Origin of the sequence: Streptomyces sp. NPDC126510 (genome assembly GCF_040302345.1) — a bacterium.
Lineage (GTDB): Bacteria > Actinomycetota > Actinomycetes > Streptomycetales > Streptomycetaceae > Streptomyces.
In genome coordinates this window covers 1-18109 of the sequence record NZ_JBEORR010000002.1, presented here as the reverse complement: position 1 = coordinate 18109, position 18109 = coordinate 1, and the positions used below count along the sequence as shown (strand labels likewise).

The window sequence follows — 18109 nt, the reverse complement described above, 5'->3', positions numbered from 1 at the left end:
GGCCTGACGAACCTCGATTCGAGCTATCTCGAATCGAGGTAGCTCGTTAAGAGGTAGCATGCGGTGTCGACCACCCGCAAGGAGGACCATGCTGGAGCTGTCGATCCTGGGCTTCCTGGCCGAACAGCCGCTGCACGGCTATGAACTGAAGGAGCGCATCAAGGCGCTGACCGGGCATGTCCGGCCGGTCAGCGACGGCGCGCTCTACCCGGCGATCACCCGGCTCACCACGGCGGGCCTGCTCGACCAGCGCACCGAGCCGGGTGCGAGCGCCGCCCCGCGCAGGATCCTCGCCCTCACGGAGAAGGGCAGGGAGGAACTGCTGGCGCGGCTGCGCGACCCCAAGCAGACGGAGATCACCGACCACGTCCGCTTCAACACGGTCCTCGCCTTCCTGCGCCACCTGCCCGACCGGCACGAGCAGGCCGCGGTGCTGCGCCGCCGGCTTGACTTCCTCCAGGCGCCGACGAGCTTCTTCTACGACTCCGGCCGGCCGGTCCGCGCCGAGGAGGCGGAGGATCTGTTCCGCCAGGGCATGCTGCGCGTGGCCCGGGCGACGGGCGAGGCGGAACGGGCCTGGCTGCGGGAGGCCGTCGAGGTGCTGGAGCGGGCGGAGTGAGAGTGCGGGCGGTCCGGGCCGGGCTCAGCCCAGCTGGTCCCGCAGATACGCCCGCCAGTCCTGCGTGAAGGCGTCGGGAGTGGTCCCCAGGACCTTCCGCATCGCGTCCTCCACCGCCCCGGCCCGCTGCCGGTGCTCCCCGACGGCCCGGTAGAACGCGCCCAGCCGGGCCTCGCCCCAGCGGTCGGCGATCAGCCGGCACGCCGTCCAGCCGCTCTCGTAGGAGCGGGCCAGACGACTCGCGTCGCCGGTGAAGCCGAAGTCCTCGTCGTCCGGGAGTGCGGTGGGGAGGCGGTCCTCGCGGACGGCCCGGGACAGTTCCGGCGCGGCCTCGGCGGGGGTGCGGCCGGCGGCGCGGTAGCCGACCCAGTCGGCGTACCCCTCGGACAGCCACAGCGGCGTGGCGGCCGTGGTCCGGGCGCGGGTGGCGACATGGGTGGTCTCGTGGGTGACGACGACCTGCTCGCCGAGGCCGCCGAGGAGCGCGAACGCGTCCGGGTTGACGATGATCCGGTCCGCCGGCGCCCGGGCCGCCCCCGTCTCTCCGGTGGTGACCGCCGCGATCCCGCGGTAGGAGGAGGCGGGCGAGCCGAGCAGGCCCGCCATCCCCTCGACCGACTTGGGCACCAGCACGACGACCCGCCGGCTCCAGTCCGTGCCCCACGCGTCCGACACCGCCGGTACGGCGCGGTCGGCCAGGTCCGCGAAGTCTCGCAGCGCCTGCCCGGACTGCCCGACGCCGAGCACGAGACTGTGCCGTCCCCGGATCAGTTGCACCGCTCCCTGGTCCCACAGCTGCTGTGCGGACTTCTTCGCCGGCCGGTCGGTGTCGACGGACCACCGCCCGTCCGCGTCCCGGCCCAGCCGGAGGGTGCGCCCCGCGGTCACCGGCGCCCGGTCGTATCCGGCGACGCGGTAGCGCAGTTCGGCGTCGGCGGTGGCCGTGTCGCCGGTGCGGCGCACCGCGGTCACCCGGTACGACCACGCCGCCACGGGAACCGCGCGCAGCTTGGCGAAGTCCGTCCCCCTGCCCGTTCGTTCATAGGCCCGCTCGTCGCGGTCCAGGACGGCGGCGGCCCGCCGGTCCAGGAGGCGCTGGACGTCGGCCGTGGCGCTGTCGGCCGCGGGCCGCCCGCCGCACCCGGCCAGGGAGACGAGCAGCACGACGAGCGCCACCAGCGCATGCCCCGACCTTCGACCAGCCACGACCCGATCGTACGGGCGCCGGGCCGCGCCGGTCAGACCCTGGTGACCGAGGAGACGGGCATCATCCCGACCGGGTCGTAGCGCACGGGCGCGCCGGGGTAGGGCGCGTGGATGACCTGGCCGTCGCCCATGTACATCCCGACATGGCTGGCGTCGCCCCGGTAGAGGACCAGGTCCCCGGGGCGCGCCTCGGACAGCGGGACCTGCCGGCCGGCGTACCGCTGCCCCTGCGAGGTGCGCGGCAGGGCGACCCCGGCCTGCGCGTACGACCACTGCATCAGACCCGAACAGTCGAAGCCGCCGGGCCCGTTGGCGCCCCAGACGTAGGGCTTGCCGAGCGCGCTGCGGGCGGCGGCGACGGCGGCGGACCCGCGGCCCGAGGCGGCGCCGGCGCCACCGAGGCCGGGCATGCCCGGGCGGCCGGAGCGGGAGGCGCGGCCGTAGGCGTCGCGCTCGGCGTCCGGCAGGGAGTTGAGCAGTCGCCGGGCCGTGGCGAGTTTCCGCTCCACGGTCTTCTTGCGGGCGGCGACGGCCTTGCGGCTCTTCTCCAGTTCGCGGAGCTTGCCGGCGGCCTCCTCGCGGTCCTGGGCGAGTTCGCGCAGGGCGTCCTGGAGCTTCTTCAGCTCGCCGGCCTGGCGGGCGGTGAGGCGGTCGAGCCGGGACGCGTGGTCGAGGTAGTCGTCCGGGTCGTCGGAGAGCAGCAGGGCGAGGGACGGGTCGATGCCGCCCGAGCGGTACTGGGCGCCGGCGAGCGAACCGAGGGACTCGCGCAGGTTGTTGACCCGCTGCTGCTGCCGGGCGGTGCGGTCCCGGGCGGTGCCGGCCTGCTCGCGCAGTTCGTCGGCGCGCTCGTCGGCCTCGTTGTACGCCTCGGTCGCCTTCTCGGCCTGCTCGTAGAGCCGGTCCACCGCGGCCCGGGTGTCGTCGTGCGGTGCGGCGCCTGCGGGTACCACGCTCAGGGCGGCGGCCGCGACGGACAGGATGCTGACGGCGGCACCGGCGCCCCGGTCGAACCCGGACGGTGCAAGGCGGCGATGGGACCCCACGGGAAGCCGCTCTCCTTCCGCTGGCGGACTTGGAACGCGGCAGACAGTAGCCCCGTGGCAGGGGACCGCCAACGACCATCCGGGGGTGTCCAGCACTGCGCCCCGCCGCTGACGCAGGTCAATGGCGGGGCGTGGGCTCACTCGGGGCGGCCGTGATTCGCCCGAACGGCGGACACGGTGTCCTGATCTTGAAGACGCCGAGGGGACCTCGGGACGATCTCGCGAGCTTCGGGGACCGGGGTCAGACGCGGACGCCGAACATGAACGGGCCGCCGATGGTGCTCATGGACTCGTAGCGGACGACCGTGCCGGTGCGCGGGGCGTGGATGATCTGGCCGTTGCCGGCGTAGAGGCCGACGTGGTGCAGGTCGTTGAAGAAGAACACCAGGTCGCCGACCTTGAGCTGGCTGGTCGAGTAGATCTTGGTGCCGATCTGGGCCTGGGCCTCGGAGGTGCGCGGGATCTGCATGCCGGCGGCGGCGTAGGCCCGGGAGGTGAGGCCGGAGCAGTCGAAGGAGCTCATGCCGGTGGCGCCGTAGACGTAGGGCTTGCCGAGCTGGCTCTGGGCGAAGGCGAAGGCGGCCGCGGCGCGGCCGGAGCCCGGCGGGACGTCGACATCGAGGGCGTCGCGCTCGCTGGCCCGGCTGGCGCGGCTCTGCTCGGCGGCGAGAGCGGCCTTCTCGGCGGCGGTGAGGCTGTTGAGCAGCTTCTGCGCGGAGGCGAGCTTGCCCTGGACTTCCTTCTTCTTGTTGCCGAGTTCGGTACGGGTGGAGGCGAGGTCCTTGAGCTTCTCGGAGGCCTCGGCGCGCTCCTGGGCGAGTTCGCGCTGCTTCTCCTGGACCTTCTTCAGCGCCTCGACCTGCTGGCTGCTCAACTGGTCGAGCGTGGAGGCCTTGTCGAGGTAGTCCTCGGGGTTGGCGGAGAGGAACAGCTGAACGGAGGGGTCGATGGAGCCGGTGCGGTACTGCGACGCGGCGGCGAGGCCCAGGCTGTCCCGGAGCTCGTTGAGCTCCTCCTGGCCGCGGGCCACGTTGTCCTGGATGGTGGAGATCTCCTTCTGGAGCTTCTCCTGCTTCTCCTTGGCCCCGTTGTACTTCTCGGTGGCCTGCTCCGCCTCTTCGTAGAGCTTGTCGACCTTGGTCTTGACCTCGTCCTTGCTCGGCTTCTCGCTGGGGGCCGCGTTGGCGGCCTGCGAGCTGAAGGCGACGGCAGCGGCGGCGGCTGTGGTCAGCACGGTCACACGTGCGCGGCTCGGCTGCTTGGGACGACGGTGGGACGCCACGGGTGAAAAGCTCCTTCTGGCCCCTCCGCCGTCTCTCCCGATGAGTGATCACCCGAGCGGAGGTTGGGCCCGACCCTAGTGACCTTCCTGTGATCAGTTCAAATCCTCAGATGAAAAATTGCGTCACGGTAGGCCATCTTTTCCCCTGGACTCACAGGCGGTGAGCCCCCTTTGACTCACCGTGGCTCACCGGCCACACCAATCCGGGCATCACGCCCAGGGGTTACAGAGCGGGCGTACGCCCCCTAGGCGCGCGAAAGGCGCTTGAGCAGCATGGCCGACGCCACCGGGCGGGCACCGGCCCGGGCCACGCCGTCGGCGACCTCGCGGTCGGTGGACGCCACGATGACCGGACGCCCCGGCGGTTCGGCGCGCACCAGTTGACGGATGAGTTCGTCGGCGGTGACGCCCGGCTTCGAGAACAGCACGCGTACGCCGCGCGGCGGGGCCAGCAGCACCGGTGCGGCGAGCTCGGCGCCGTCGAAGACGCAGGTCACCTCGGCGCCGCTCTGCGCGGCCAGTTGGGACAGCTGCCCGAGCAGCCTCAGGCGCTGCTTCTCCAGCGGCATCTGCGGATAACCCGTCTTGGTGACGTTGTAGCCGTCGACGACGAGATGGGCCTGCGGCAGCGCCAGCAGCTGGTCCAGGACCTGCGGGTCGTTCTCGGACAGAGCGCGGGCGGCGATGTCCTTCGGGGTCATCCGGCCCGGCTCGACGGCGTCCACGGTCTCGGCGGGCCGCACCGACACCGGCGGCAGGGCCAGTTCGCGGCGGAGCCCCTGGGTGGCGTCCAGGAGGGTGTCCAGCAGCAGCCGTACCCGCATGTCCTCGACGCTGCGGCCCTCGCGGGCGGCCCGGCGCGCGGCCTCCAGGGCGGCCTCGGACTCGCTCAGCCGGGACTTGAGCCGCCGGGTCTCGCTCTCGGCGGCGGACACCTGGGCGTGCCCCTCGGCGCGGACGGCGTCGATCTCGCCGTGCGCCTTGCGCAGGGCGGCCTCGCCGCGCTTGACGTCGCTGAGGGCGGCGCGCAGCTTGCGGTGCAGCGCCTCGGTCTCCCTTTTGGCCGATTCCAGCTCCGTGCGCAGCCGCTCGGTCTCGGCCCGGGTGTGGTCACGGGCGCGGTCGAGCTCGGCGCGCAGCCGCTCCAGTTCGGCCCGGCTCTCCTCGTCGGCCCGCTCGGCGTCGGCCCGCTGGGCCTCCTCGCCGGCGGCGGCCACCAGCTTCACCCAGCCGGGGGGCCGCAGTACGTAGGCCGCGGCCGCCACGTCGAGCGGGTCCGCGGCCGGGGGCGGGGAGCCTGAGTCGAGGGCGCCGGTCAGCTCCGGCTGGGTCTCTCTGAGCTTCTCCCCGATGCGCTGGCGGAACAGCGGATCCGTCTCCAGCGCGGCCGCCATCGCGTTGCCGGCGAACTTCGCCCGGCGGTTCGGCGCGAACCGGGCGTACTGCCTGAGCTGCGCGGGCAGCTCGCCGACCGTCAGCGAGCCGAAGCCGTCGGAGACGATCTGCACGACCCTGCGGCGCACGCCGTCGGGCAGCGGACGGTCGAGCACCTCGGCGGCGCCGTCGTCCGGCCCCCCGCCCGTGGTCTCCACCATCCGTCACACCCCAATGCCTGTGCGGGGCCTGCTCCCGTCAGGAGCCGGCGCCCGGCCTGTCCACGAGTTCCACCTGATCCACCGCGTTACACCAGCGGCAGCGCACCGACTCGATGGTCTCACTGAGCACCTCGCGCTCCTCGACCTTCGGCTCTCCGGCCAGGTCGAGGTGGACGTACTCGACGACCTTCGACGAGCGGGTCACGTCGAACCTCGTGAGGTTGCCGCAGAGGGTGCAGCGCCACCGCGTCTCGGCGGTCGGCAGGGGAACCGTCATCGTGACCTGTTCTCTTTCCTTCTAGTGTCCGTGACGCGACCGGCATCCCCGGTGCGTATGGCTCGTAACCCTACGGCCTGGGGACTCCGCGCCGCCCGCGCGTCCACGGCGGCGAGGCGATCTGTGCGGTTGCGTCCGGTTACGTCATGCTCTGTGCTCATGATCAGCAAGTGGAGCGCGTCGATCATCCGGGCCGGCCGATCGGTCCGGGGGTCCTCGGCGCCGGTGACGTACGCACTGATCGCCCTGTGCTGCACGCTCTTCCTGGCCGGACCCGCCTCGGGACTCAATCCCGCGTACGGCACCGGCGACGAGGTGCTCGCCGTGCAGCGGGCCTACTTCCGGCGCTGGGGAGTGGTCCCCGCAGAACTGTTCGAAGGGTCCGCGGGGTCGGCCCTCACCCCCGCGACGGCGCTCTTCGTCCACGGCAGCTGGGTCCACCTGCTCGGCAACATGCTCTTCCTCTACGTCTTCGGGGCGATGGCCGAGGAGCGGATGGGCCGGGTGCAGTTCACCCTGTTCTACGTCGGCTGCGGCTACCTGGCCCTGCTGGGCTACGCCGTCGCCAACGCGGACTCCGAGCAGTCCCTGGTCGGGGCCTCGGGGGCGATCTCGGCGGTCCTCGGTGCATTCCTGTACCTGTTCCCCCGGGCCCGGGTGACCAGTCTCCTGCCGTTCCTGTTCTTCCTGCCGGTGCGCTTCCCGGCGTGGGTCGTCCTGCCGTTCTGGGCGGCGCTGCAGTGGCTGGCGGCGGGGCGGGCCCCGGACGGGCCGGGGGTGGCCTACCTCGCCCACCTGATCGGATTCGGTCTGGGCTTCGGCTACGCGTCGGTCCGCTACGGCCGCCCCACCGGCCCCACTAGAGTGAAGGCCGCCCCTGCTCCGGCCCCCGAGGGAGAGAACCAGCCGTGATCACCGCGATCGTCCTCATCAAGACCAGCGTGGACCGGATCCCCGAGATCGCCGAGTCGATCGCGGCGCTGGACAGCGTCAGCGAGGTCTTCTCCGTCACCGGCACCTACGACCTGATCGCGATGGTCCGGGTGAAGGAGCACGAGGACCTGGCGGAGGTCATCCCGGGCCGGATCAGCAAGATCCCCGGGGTGGAGGGAACCGACACGCACGTGGCGTTCCGCACGTACTCGCAGCACGACCTGGAGGCGGCGTTCTCGATCGGGCTCGACAACTAGGGCCCGTCGGTCCCCCGCGGCGGCCGGCTCAGGCGGAGGTGTCCGGCACGCAGCGGCCGTCCTGCGTGCGGTAGTTCCACTTCGCCCCGTCCGTCACGAGCTCCTTCACCGCCCGCACGAACCGCTCCACGTGCTCGTCGGGCGTGCCGGCGCCGAAGCTGACCCGGATGGCGTTGAGCGACTTCTCCCCGGGCGCGGCCTCGGGCGACCCGCACTCGCCCTGCGCCTGCGGGTCACTGCCGAGCAGCGTGCGCAGCAGCGGGTGGGCGCAGAACAGCCCGTCCCGCACGCCGATGCCGTACTCGGCGGACAGGGCGGCGGCGAAGTGTGAGCTGTTCCAGCCCTCGACGACGAAGGAGAGCACGCCGACGCGCGGCGCGTCGTCCCCGAAGAGGGACAGGAACCGCACCTCGGGTACGTCGGCGAGACCGTCGCGCACCGTGCGGACCAGGTGCTGCTCCCGGGCGACGAGAGTGTCGAAGCCCGCCTCGGTCAGCGCCTTGCAGGCCGAGGCGACGGCGTAGGCGCCGATGACGTTGGGCGAACCGGCCTCGTGGCGGGCGGCGGTGTCGTGCCACTCCACGTCCACTCCCCCGTCCTCGCGCCGGCTGACCTTGCGGCTGGCGCCGCCGCCCGCGAGGTACGGCTCGGCCGCGCGCAGCCAGTCGGCCCGCCCGGCCAGGACGCCCGTGCCGAAGGGCGCGTACAGCTTGTGCCCGGAGAAGGCGACCCAGTCGACGTCGAGGTCCGCGACGGACACGGGGTGGTGGGGGGCCAGTTGTGCGGCGTCCAGCACGATCCGCGCACCATGGGCGTGCGCGGCCGCCGCGAGCTCCCGCACGGGCCACAGCTCGCCGGTGACGTTCGAGGCGCCGGTGACGCAGACGAGGGCCGGTCCGCAGGGGTCCCGGTCGGCGAGGGCGCGCTCCAGGGTCTCGACGGCCTGCCGCGGGGTGCGCGGGGCGTCCAGATAGGTGACCCGGGCCTCCTGCCAGGGCAGCAGGGAGGCGTGGTGCTCGGTCTCGAAGACGAAGACCTGGCAGTCGGCCGGGAGCGCGGCGGCCAGGAGGTTGAGGGAGTCGGTGGTGGACCGGGTGAACACGACCTGGTCGTCCTCGCGGCAGTCGAGGAACTCGGCCACGGTCCGGCGGGCGTTCTCGAACAGGTCGGTCGAGAGCTGGGACAGGTACCCGGCACCGCGGTGCACGCTGCCGTAGTACGGCGCGTAGGCGGCGACGTCGTCCCAGACCCGCTGGAGCGCCGGGGCACTGGCGGCGTAGTCGAGCGCGGCGTAGGTGACCTCGCCACCGGTCACGAGCGGAACGGTGACATCCCGCCCCAGAACGGGCAGAGGGGTGCAAACAGACTGGTCGGCGGCAAGGGTGGAGACAGACATGACGGAACTCCCGTGAAGGCAGGTGGAATCCGCCCGCGAGCGCGCACGGCTCGAGCGGGGGTGAAAGGAAAAAGGGGATGCGGAGGCGGGGCTCTGCGGCCCTATCGCATTCGCTGGTTCACGGAAGACTCCTCGTCACGCGCTTGCCGCAGACCTCGCTGCCTGCGGCCCGGTCTTCACCCGGGGCACCCCGCCACGGACGGAGGGTTGCCGGACAGTCGGCCGGGGCCTCATGACTGTCACTCATGACCTGTTCAGGAACGTACGCGAAAAGATCGGCGCCCCGCAACCCGAGTCCGGATCGCGGGACGCCGCCCCTTCACCTACGGGGTCCGCTACGCGTTGCTCGCGGCCACCCAGCGCTCCAGCGTGCGCTTCGCCGCCCCCGAGTCGATCGACTCGGCCGCCTTCGCCATCCCGGCGCCGATCTGCTCGGCCAGGGGCGCGGTGGTGGGCTCCAGCGCCACCAGTGCCGCCGCCGAGTTCAGCAGGACCGCGTCGCGGACCGGGCCTCTCTCGCCGTCCAGCAACCGCCGGGCGACCTCGGCGTTGTAGGAGGCGTCCGCGCCGCGCAGCGCCTCCACGGGGACCAGTTCGAGGCCCACGTCACGCGGATCGAAGGCCTCCTCGGACACCTTGCCGTCCCGGACGGTCCAGACCCGGGACGTGGCCGTGGTGGTCAGCTCGTCGAGGCCGTCGTCGCCCCGGAAGACCAGGGAAGAGTTGCCGCGCTCGGCGAAGACGCCCGCGACGATCGGCGCCATGCGGGGGTCCGCCACGCCGACGGCCTGGGCGCGGACCCGGGCCGGGTTGGTGAGCGGGCCGAGGGCGTTGAACACCGTGCGGATGCCCAACTGGCCGCGGGCAGCGCCCGCGTGGCGCAGCGCCGGGTGGAACTTCACCGCGAAGCAGAAGGTGATCCCGGCCTCGTCGGCGACCTCCGCGACCCGGTGCAGCGGCAGCTCCAGGTTGACCCCGAGCTTCTCCAGCACGTCGGAGGCCCCGGACGCCGAGGACGCGGCCCGGTTGCCGTGCTTGACGACCTTGGCACCGGTGCCGGCGACGACGATGGAGGACATCGTGGAGATGTTGACCGTCTTGGCGCCGTCACCGCCGGTGCCGACGATGTCGACCGTCGCCCCGGGCACCTCGATCACGTTGGCGTGCGCGTACATCGCGCGGACGAGGCCGTTGATCTCCTCGACGGTCTCGCCCTTGGCGCGCAGGGCCACGACGAACCCGGCGATCTGCGCCTCGGTCGCCTCGCCGCGCATGATGCGGTCCATCGCCCAGGCGGTGTCGTCCGCACTCAGGTGCCTGCCGTCCAGCAGGCCGTTCAGCAGCAGGGGCCAGGAGCGGCCCGCCGCGGTGTCGCCTCCAGCGGGGGTCACAGCGCTCATAAGCCGCTCCAGGGTCAGGCGTCCCGTACTACGGGACGAGAGTCTCAACGGGTCCACCCTATCCAGCCGCGAGCACCGCGAAGGGCCCCGTCCGGATGGGGGTACCCCCTGCTCTTTTGAGCTTGGGGGACGGACGGGGCCCTTCTGTGGCGTGGCGAAGCAGTGATCAGTGGTGGCCGTGGCCGCTCGTGATCTCCCGGTACTCCTCGGCGGTGGGCTTCGGGATCTGGGCGCCCTCGCCGTAGTAGGCGTCGCTGAGCTTGGCGCGCAGCTTCTCGGAGCCCTTCACCTTGCGCTCGACACCGTTCTCGTCGACCGTCGGGCCGATCTCGGCCGGCTTGTACTGCTCGTGCGCCGTGAGCGTGTACATCTGCTCCTGGCTGAGCGGCTCGTGCACCTCGATGAACTCACCGTGCGGCAGGCGCTTGATGATGCCCGACTCGCGGCCGTGCAGCACCTTCTCCTTGTCCCGGCGCTGCAGGCCGAGGCAGATGCGCTTGGTGACGACGAAGGCGATGACCGGGCCGAGGAAGAACCCGATCCGGACGAACCAGGTCACCGAGTTGATCGACAGATGGAAGTGCGTGGCGACGATGTCGTTGCCACCGCCGATCAGCATGATGATGTAGCCGGTGACCCACGCGACACCGACGCCGGTGCGGGTCGGGGCGTTGCGCGGCCGGTCCAGGATGTGGTGCTCGCGCTTGTCCCCGGTGACCCACGACTCGATGAACGGGTACAGGGCGATGATCCCGAGGAAGACACCGAACAGCACCAGCGGGATGAACACGCCCAGGACGAGCGTGTGACCCCAGAGGTTGATCTCCCAGCCCGGCATGGCACGGATCAGGCCCTCGGCGAAGCCCATGTACCAGTCGGGCTGGGCACCGGTCGACACCTGGTCGGGCCGGTAGGGGCCGAGGACCCAGATCGGGTTGATCGTGGCGATGCCGGCGAGGGCCGCGATGGCACCGAAGACCAGGAAGAAGAAGCCTCCGGCCTTGGCCATGTAGACCGGCAGCAGCGGCATGCCGACGACGTTCTTGTTGGTCCGGCCGGGACCCGCGAACTGGGTGTGCTTGTGGTAGAAGACCAGGATCAGGTGGCCGACCACGAGCCCGAGCATGATGCCAGGCAGCAGCAGGATGTGGATCGAGTAGAACCGGGCGACGAAGTCGGTACCCGGGAACTCCCCGCCGAACAGGAACATCGAGATGTACGTGCCCACGATCGGCACGGACAGGATCGCGCCCTGCGTGAAGCGGACACCGGTGCCTGAGAGCAGGTCGTCCGGGAGCGAGTAGCCGGTGAAGCCGGTGAACATGCCCAGGACGAACAGCAGGAAGCCGAACATCCAGTTGATCTCACGCGGCTTGCGGAACGCGCCGGTGAAGAAGACGCGCATCATGTGCACGAACATGCCGGCGAGGAAGATGATCGCCGCCCAGTGGTGGATCTGCCGGATGAGCAGACCGCCGCGGACGTCGAAGCTGATGTCCAGCGTGGAGGCGAACGCCTCCGACATCAGCTGCCCCTGGAGCGGGACGTAACTGCCGTGGTACTCCACCTCGTTCATCGACGGGTGGAAGAACAGCGTCAGGTACACACCCGTGAGGATGATGATGATGAAGCTGTAGAGGCAGATCTCGCCGAGCATGAAGGACCAGTGGTCCGGGAAGATCTTGCGCATATTGGCCTTGGCCAGGGAGTAGATCCCGAGGCGGCCGTCGGCCCAGTCGGCGACCCGCTCACCCGCGGGCGCCTTGCGGCGTGTCTGTGCAGTGCTCATCCGCGCTCCCAGAAAGCAGGGCCGACGGGCTCTTCGAAGTCGCCGAGCGCCTCGAGGTAGCCCTCGTCGTTCACGCCGATGCGGAGCTGCGGCAGGGCGTGACCGGCGGGACCGAAGATCACTCGGGCGCCGTCGGAGAGGTCGAAGGTGGACTGGTGGCAGGGGCAGAGCACGTGGTGCGTCTGCTGCTCGTACAGGGAGATCGGGCAACCGACGTGGGTGCAGATCTTCGAGTACGCGACGATGCCCTGGTGCGACCACTCGAGCTCGCGCTTGTCCTTGATGTCCTCCGGCTGGATCCGGATGATCATCAGGGCGGCCTTGGCGATCTCGTTCTGGAAGTCGTGGTCGTGCTCCTCCAGGCCCTCGGGCTTGGCGAAGGTCAGCGAACCGACCGCGACATCGGACGGACGCAGCGGCTCGTTGGTGTTCATGTTGACGAGCAGCTTGCCCTTGGACCACAGCGTGTGGCGGAGCTTGGTGCCGGGCAGCGGACCGAGGTCACGCAGCAGCACGACGCCGGAGAGCGGCACCAGCGTGAGCGCGCCGAGCATCGTGTTGCGGATCAGCTTGCGGCGGCCGAGCGCGGATTCCTTGGCGCCCTGCTTGAAGTCGGCGAAGACCTTCTCGCGGACCTCGGGCGCCGCCTCGATCGGGTGCCGCTCGTCGGCGACCTCCACGTCGGACATCAGGGTGCGTGCCCAGTGGACGGCGCCCGCGCCGATGCAGAACAGCGCGATGCCGAGCGACATGCCCAGCGCGAAGTTCAGCGCGCTGATGTGCCCCAGCGGGAAGATGAAGACCGCCTTGTCGACCGGGATCGCCACGAAAGAGGCGATGAAGGCGACGGTGGCCAGCATCGACACCGTGAACAGCAGGGCGACCGAACGCTCGGACCGCTTGGCGGCCCGCTCGTCGATGTCCTGGACTCGGTGCTCGTGAGGGGGCAGGCCCGGGTCGGCGAACGGGTTCTTGTCGTCCGCGACGCTCACCGCGCCGTGCCCGTGCTCGTCATGTCCTGCGGACTGCGCGGCAGGCAGGTTCTCTTCTGGAATGTCTTGGCTACTCATGACTTCTTGGCCTTTGCGGTCCGGGCGGCGACCCACACGGCGACGGCGATCAGACCGCCGAGACCGAAGATCCAGCCGAACAGGCCCTCGCTGACCGGCCCGAGGCCACCCAGTTCGAGGCCGCCGGGGCTCTCGGTCTTTTCGCTGTTGACCGCGTCGAGGTACGCGATGATGTCCTTCTTGTTCTTCTCCGACAGCGTGGTGTCGGGGAAGGACGGCATGTTCTGCGGGCCGGTCTGCATGGCCTCGTAGATGTGCTTCGGGGAGACGCCCTCGAGGGTCGGCGCGTACTTGCCGTGCGTCAGTGCGCCGCCCTTGCCGGTGAAGTTGTGGCACTGCGCGCAGTTGGTGCGGAACAGCTCACCGCCCTTGGCGATGTCGGCACCCTCGGGGCCGTACTGCTCCTCCGTCGGGACGGACGGACCGGCACCCAGCGAGGCGATGAACGCCGCGAGCTGGTCGATCTCGGCCTGCGAGTAGATGTTCTTCTTCTCCGGGACCTGGGGGCCCTGGGAGGTGGCGGCCGGCATGCGGCCGGTGGCCACCTGGAAGTCGACGGCCGCGGCGCCCACACCCACCAGGCTCGGCCCGTCGGAGGTGCCCTGACCGCCGGTGCCGTGGCAACTGGCGCAGCCGACCGAGTAGAGCTTCTTGCCCTCCTCGATGGTGAGGGACTGGGCGGTTTCGTCGGCCTGCGCCTTGTCCGCGGGTGCGAACACGGCGTACAGCCCCCCGGTGCATGCCAGCGCGAGGAGTAGGACGACGAGCGCCGCCAACGGGTGGCGTCGTCGTGCGGAGAGCTTTTTCACGGATTACCCCGGTGTCAGGATCTTCTGCGTCGATGCTTCTGGGATGCGCGCTTCGTCGAGCACGCGCGGATGCGGGCCCTGCTACTTGATCATGTAGATCGTGGCGAAGAGACCGATCCAGACGACATCGACGAAGTGCCAGTAGTAGGACACGACGATCGCGGCCGTCGCCTGCTCGTGGGTGAACCTACTGGCCGCGTAGGTCCGGCCCAGGACCAGCAGGAAGGCGATGAGACCGCCCGTCACGTGCAGGCCGTGGAAGCCGGTGGTCAGGTAGAACACCGAGCCGTACGGGTCGGAGGACAGGGACAGGCCCGCGTCCTTGACCAGCTCCGTGTACTCGAAGACCTGACCGCCGATGAAGATCGCACCCATCACGAACGTGACGATGAACCACATCCGGAGCTTCTTCACGTCACCGCGCTCGGCGGCGAAGACGCCGAGCTGGCAGGTGAGCGAGGAGAGCACCAGGATGGTGGTGTTCGTCGCCGAGAACGGGAAGTTGAGATGGGCAGCCATCTCCTTCCAGTGATCGGGACCCGTCACCGATCGCAGGGTGAAGTACATCGCGAAGAGGGCCGCGAAGAACATCAGCTCGGAACTCAGCCAGATGATGGTTCCGACGCTGGTGAGGTTCGGCCGATTGACCGACGGGTGCGCGTGCCCGGTTTCTACTGTCGTTGCTGTCGCCACGACCGACATTATGTCGGTCGCTTATCCCGCCCTCACTCCGGGGGGTGCCGTTCGGAGTGTCTTCACCGGTCGTACCGGTGTTGACGTGGTGTTCAAGGGAGTAGCATCCGGCCCAACGGGCCTGTCCTTACGACGTTGACGTCACGGAGGAACAATGCAGCCGACCGCCACGGTGCTGGTCTACAGCGACGACTCCAACACCCGCGAGCAGGTGCGGCTGGCCACGGGACGGAGGCCGGCTCCGGACGTCCCCGTGGTGGAGTTCCTGGAGTGCGCGACCCCTGCCGCCGTGCTCACGGAGCTGGACCGGGGTGGGATCGACGTCTGCGTGCTGGACGGGGAGGCCGTGCCGATGGGGGGCATGGGGGTCTGCCGGCAGATCAAGGACGAGGTGTTCGAGTGCCCGCCGGTGCTGCTGCTGATCGGGCGGCCTCAGGATGCGTGGCTGGCGACCTGGAGTCGCGCCGAGGCCGCGGTGACTCTGCCGGTGGAGCCGGTGGAGTTCGCCGCGGCTCTGGCTTCGCTGCTCCGGGACAAGGCGGCTTTGAACGCCTAGGGGCTCGGGTTCGCCCGTGGGTTCGGCGTGTGCGGGTGCGTGGGGGCTGTTCGCGCAGTTCCCCGCGGCCCCTTCAGGTCAGACGCTCTGAGGGCGTAGACGGGCCCTGTCGGCCTCTGTGGGGCCGTCCGGGGTGCCGCCCAGAAGGGCGCTGCCGGTGCGCCACTTCGCCCAGTCGAGGTTCCAGTCGCCGTAGCCGTTGCCGAACGGCGTCATCATGTCGCCGCCGGAGTTGATGACCTTGACGATGTCGCCCTCGCGGACGGTGTCGTAGAACCAGGCGGCGTTCTCGGTGCTCATGCCGGTGCAGCCGTGGCTGACGTTGGCGTAGCCCTGGGAGCCGACCGACCAGGGCGCGGCGTGGACGTACTCGCCGCTGTTGGTGACCCGGACCGAGTGGTGCACGACCAGGTCGTAGAAGTCCGAGGCGCCGATGCTGGCGCTGGTCATGCGGACGGTGCCCTCCTTGGCCAGGACGACCTTGACGCCGTTGCGGGTGTCGTAGCCCGGCATGCCCGTGGTGACGGGGATCTGGCGGACGATCTCGTCGTTCTTGTAGACGGTCATCTGGTGGGCGGCGGCGTCCGTGACGGCTATGAGCTTGTCCGCGGTGGTGAAGGTCAGCGGCTTGGCCTTGCCGCCCCACATCCGGTCGCCGATCTTGATGCCCTGCAGGTTGCTGCGGACCTGGACGGTGGCCTGGGCGGGCCAGTACTCCTTCGGGCGGTAGTGGAGCTTCTTGTCGTCCACCCAGTGCCAGGCGCCGTCCGTGGCGGGCGTGGAGGAGACCTTGAGGGCACGCTCCACGACGGCCCGCTGTGCCGTGTCCTTGACGGGCTGGCTCAGCTCGGCGGTGACGGGCTGGCCGACGCCGTAGGTGCCCGTCTTGGGGCCGAAGGTGACGTCCAGGCGCTTCTTGGTGGTGGGCTTGCCGGTGTCGAAGGTGACGACCTTGCGGCCGGGCGCCCCGTCCTCGTCCTCGGTGCTCACACGGACCGTGTAGCTGGCGTTGGCGGCGAGCGGGGAGGTGCTGTGCCAGCGGCTGCCGTCGGCGGTGAGTTCGCCCGCCACGTAGCGTCCTGAGGCGTCGTGGGCCGTGACGTCCGTGATGCGCCCGTCGGAGTCCTCGACGATTTCCAGGGGCTTGTCCGGGTCGGCCTTCTCGCGCTCGCCGTCGGGGGCGTTGAAGGAGATCTGGTCCGCCGCGTCGTAGGGGCGGGCGGCCAGCGGGTTGCCGTCGGAGCCGCAGGCGGTGACGCCCGCGCTGAGGGCTATCAACAGCAGCGTGCAGCTGACGACGGTGCGGGGGCGGGAGATCACTGTGTGGCTCATGACCTCACGCTAGGAACCGGCGTCAACAGAGGCACGCCGAGCGACTCGTACGAGTGACACGCATTGCGGCAAACGCAGGGGCCCGGACACTCCTCTCGGAGTGTCCGGGCCCCTGCGGCGCTCGGCGCGTGTTACTGGGTGCGGTTCTCACCGCGGTAGTACTCGAACACCCAGCCCCAGATGCCGATCAGGATGATCGGCAGCGAGAAGTACATCAGCCACCAGCCGATGGCGACCGACAGGAAGGCGAGGGCTCCGCCGATGCCCAGCGAGAGCGGCTGCCAGCTGTGCGGGCTGAAGAACCCGACCTCGCCGGCGTCGTCCGCGACGTCCGCCTCCTTGTTGTCCTGCGCACCGACGTCCACCCGCTTGGCCGTGAAGCCGAGGTAGAAGCCGATCATGATGCACAGGCCGAAGGCCAGGAAGAGGGCCGTGGTACCGGCCGGCTCCTTCGACCACACGCCATAGACCACAGCCATGGCGAGGACGAAGACGCTCAGCCACATGAACATCTTGCCCTGGATCTTCACTTGCCGGCCTCCTTGCCACCAGCGATGGCCTTCTCGCCGTGACCGACGTTCTCGAGCTGGTCGAGAGCGGCGATCTCCGGGTGGTGCAGGTCGAACGCCGGCGATTCACTGCGAATCCGCGGCATGGTGATGAAGTTGTGCCGCGGCGGCGGGCAGGAGGTCGCCCACTCCAGGGAGCGGCCGTAGCCCCACGGGTCGTCGACGCCGACCGGCTTGCCGTACTTGGCCGTCTTCCACACGTTGTAGAAGAACGGCAGGATCGACATGCCGAGCAGGAACGAGCTGATCGTCGAGATCGTGTTCAGCGCGGTGAAGCCGTCGGCCGCCAGGTAGTCGGCGTAACGACGCGGCATGCCCTCGGCGCCCAGCCAGTGCTGGACCAGGAACGTGCCGTGGAAGCCGATGAACAGCGTCCAGAAGGTGATCTTGCCGAGACGCTCGTCGAGCATCTTACCGGTCCACTTCGGCCACCAGAAGTGGAAGCCGGAGAACATCGCGAACACCACGGTGCCGAAGACGACGTAGTGGAAGTGCGCGACCACGAAGTACGAGTCGGAGACGTGGAAGTCCATCGGCGGAGAGGCCAGGATGACACCGGTCAGACCACCGAAGGTGAAGGTGATCAGGAAGCCGGTCGCCCAGAGCATCGGTGTCTCGAAGGACAACGAGCCCTTCCACATCGTTCCGATCCAGTTGAAGAACTTCACACCGGTCGGGACGGCGATGAGGAACGTCATGAAGGAGAAGAACGGCAGCAGGACACCGCCGGTGACGTACATGTGGTGGGCCCACACCGTCACGGACAGACCCGCGATCGCGATGGTCGCGCCGATCAGACCCGTGTAACCGAACATCGGCTTGCGGGAGAAGACCGGGATGACCTCGGAGATGATGCCGAAGAACGGCAACGCGATGATGTACACCTCTGGATGGCCGAAGAACCAGAAGAGGTGCTGCCACAGCAACGCGCCGCCGTTGGCGGAGTCGAAGACGTGGGCGCCGAACTTGCGGTCCGCCTCCAGGGCGAACAGCGCGGCCGCGAGGACCGGGAAGGCCAGCAGGACCAGCACACCGGTCAGCAGCACGTTCCACACGAAGATCGGCATGCGGAACATCGTCATGCCGGGGGCGCGCATGCAGATGATCGTGGTGATGAAGTTGACCGAGCCGAGGATCGTGCCGAAGCCGGAGAAGGCCAGACCCATGATCCACATGTCGGCGCCGATGCCCGGGGAGCGGACGGCGTCCGACAGCGGGCTGTAGGCGAACCAGCCGAAGTCGGCCGCGCCCTGCGGGGTGAGGAAGCCACCGACCGCGAT

General features: G+C 69.9%; 18 protein-coding genes and 1 riboswitch. Of the genes, 4 read left to right on the top strand and 14 right to left on the bottom strand.

What is annotated here, in order from left to right:
• The first annotated feature begins 88 nt into the window (after positions 1-88).
• Complete coding sequence (locus tag ABTX60_RS02005; RefSeq protein ID WP_352095151.1) at positions 89-619, top strand: PadR family transcriptional regulator; 531 nt, start codon at positions 89-91, stop codon at positions 617-619.
• A gap of 24 nt (positions 620-643) precedes the next feature.
• On the opposite strand, the gene ABTX60_RS02000 is transcribed toward ABTX60_RS02005, so the two are convergent.
• The 5 genes from ABTX60_RS02000 to ABTX60_RS01980 all read right to left on the bottom strand — a co-directional run bounded on the left by ABTX60_RS02000 (position 644) and on the right by ABTX60_RS01980 (position 6025).
• Positions 644-1825: a hypothetical protein gene (locus ABTX60_RS02000; RefSeq protein WP_352095150.1), complete on the bottom strand. Its 1182-nt coding sequence runs from the start codon at positions 1823-1825 to the stop codon at positions 644-646.
• A gap of 32 nt (positions 1826-1857) precedes the next feature.
• On the bottom strand, positions 1858-2871 hold the full coding sequence (locus ABTX60_RS01995; RefSeq protein ID WP_352095149.1) for a C40 family peptidase: 1014 nt from the start codon (positions 2869-2871) through the stop codon (positions 1858-1860).
• Positions 2872-3112: 241 nt separating this feature from the next.
• A complete protein-coding gene (locus ABTX60_RS01990; RefSeq protein WP_352095148.1) occupies positions 3113-4153 on the bottom strand; it encodes a C40 family peptidase in 1041 nt (346 codons plus the stop codon).
• Between the two features lie 245 nt (positions 4154-4398).
• Positions 4399-5748, bottom strand: coding sequence for an NYN domain-containing protein (locus ABTX60_RS01985; RefSeq protein WP_352095147.1), 1350 nt, complete (start codon positions 5746-5748; stop codon positions 4399-4401).
• 37 nt (positions 5749-5785) lie between these two features.
• On the bottom strand, positions 5786-6025 hold the full coding sequence (locus tag ABTX60_RS01980; protein WP_003989675.1) for a hypothetical protein: 240 nt from the start codon (positions 6023-6025) through the stop codon (positions 5786-5788).
• A 159-nt stretch (positions 6026-6184) separates the two neighbouring features.
• Here ABTX60_RS01980 and ABTX60_RS01975 point away from each other — a divergent pair, with 159 nt between their 5' ends.
• Together ABTX60_RS01975 and ABTX60_RS01970 are read left to right on the top strand one after the other, a co-directional pair.
• A complete protein-coding gene (locus ABTX60_RS01975) occupies positions 6185-6937 on the top strand; it encodes a rhomboid family intramembrane serine protease (protein WP_352095146.1) in 753 nt (250 codons plus the stop codon).
• Positions 6934-7215, top strand: coding sequence for an Lrp/AsnC family transcriptional regulator (locus ABTX60_RS01970; protein ID WP_030848030.1), 282 nt, complete (start codon positions 6934-6936; stop codon positions 7213-7215). Before ABTX60_RS01975 ends, ABTX60_RS01970 begins: the two co-directional genes overlap by 4 nt.
• Before the next feature lie 28 nt (positions 7216-7243).
• On the opposite strand, the gene ABTX60_RS01965 is transcribed toward ABTX60_RS01970, so the two are convergent.
• The 6 genes from ABTX60_RS01965 to ctaE all read right to left on the bottom strand — a co-directional run bounded on the left by ABTX60_RS01965 (position 7244) and on the right by ctaE (position 14381).
• Complete coding sequence (locus tag ABTX60_RS01965; protein ID WP_352095145.1) at positions 7244-8611, bottom strand: aminotransferase class V-fold PLP-dependent enzyme; 1368 nt, start codon at positions 8609-8611, stop codon at positions 7244-7246.
• Positions 8612-8745: 134 nt separating this feature from the next.
• Positions 8746-8862, bottom strand: a riboswitch (SAM riboswitch).
• 84 nt (positions 8863-8946) lie between these two features.
• A complete protein-coding gene (gene trpD, locus ABTX60_RS01960) occupies positions 8947-10011 on the bottom strand; it encodes an anthranilate phosphoribosyltransferase (RefSeq protein WP_352095144.1) in 1065 nt (354 codons plus the stop codon).
• A 166-nt stretch (positions 10012-10177) separates the two neighbouring features.
• Positions 10178-11800, bottom strand: coding sequence for a cytochrome bc1 complex cytochrome b subunit (gene qcrB / locus ABTX60_RS01955; protein ID WP_352095143.1), 1623 nt, complete (start codon positions 11798-11800; stop codon positions 10178-10180).
• Complete coding sequence (gene qcrA / locus ABTX60_RS01950; RefSeq protein WP_352095142.1) at positions 11797-12870, bottom strand: cytochrome bc1 complex Rieske iron-sulfur subunit; 1074 nt, start codon at positions 12868-12870, stop codon at positions 11797-11799. The genes qcrB and qcrA overlap by 4 nt, the downstream gene beginning before the upstream one ends.
• Positions 12867-13679 (bottom strand): cytochrome bc1 complex diheme cytochrome c subunit, encoded by an 813-nt coding sequence (qcrC, locus tag ABTX60_RS01945; RefSeq protein ID WP_352095141.1) that lies wholly within the window; start codon positions 13677-13679, stop codon positions 12867-12869. Before qcrC ends, qcrA begins: the two co-directional genes overlap by 4 nt.
• Before the next feature lie 81 nt (positions 13680-13760).
• Positions 13761-14381, bottom strand: a complete 621-nt coding sequence (ctaE, locus tag ABTX60_RS01940) for an aa3-type cytochrome oxidase subunit III (RefSeq protein ID WP_003989683.1) — start codon at positions 14379-14381, stop codon at positions 13761-13763.
• Between the two features lie 145 nt (positions 14382-14526).
• Between ctaE and ABTX60_RS01935 the strand changes: the two genes are divergently transcribed.
• Positions 14527-14928, top strand: coding sequence for a response regulator (locus tag ABTX60_RS01935; protein ID WP_352095140.1), 402 nt, complete (start codon positions 14527-14529; stop codon positions 14926-14928).
• Between the two features lie 78 nt (positions 14929-15006).
• Here ABTX60_RS01935 and ABTX60_RS01930 read toward each other — a convergent pair whose 3' ends face one another.
• The 3 genes from ABTX60_RS01930 to ABTX60_RS01920 all read right to left on the bottom strand — a co-directional run.
• A complete protein-coding gene (locus tag ABTX60_RS01930) occupies positions 15007-16260 on the bottom strand; it encodes a L,D-transpeptidase (RefSeq protein WP_352095139.1) in 1254 nt (417 codons plus the stop codon).
• Between the two features lie 131 nt (positions 16261-16391).
• Positions 16392-16790, bottom strand: a complete 399-nt coding sequence (locus ABTX60_RS01925; protein ID WP_351641970.1) for a cytochrome c oxidase subunit 4 — start codon at positions 16788-16790, stop codon at positions 16392-16394.
• On the bottom strand, positions 16787-18109 hold a 1323-nt coding region (locus ABTX60_RS01920), incomplete at its 5' end, for a cytochrome c oxidase subunit I (RefSeq protein WP_352095138.1). The genes ABTX60_RS01920 and ABTX60_RS01925, both read right to left, overlap by 4 nt.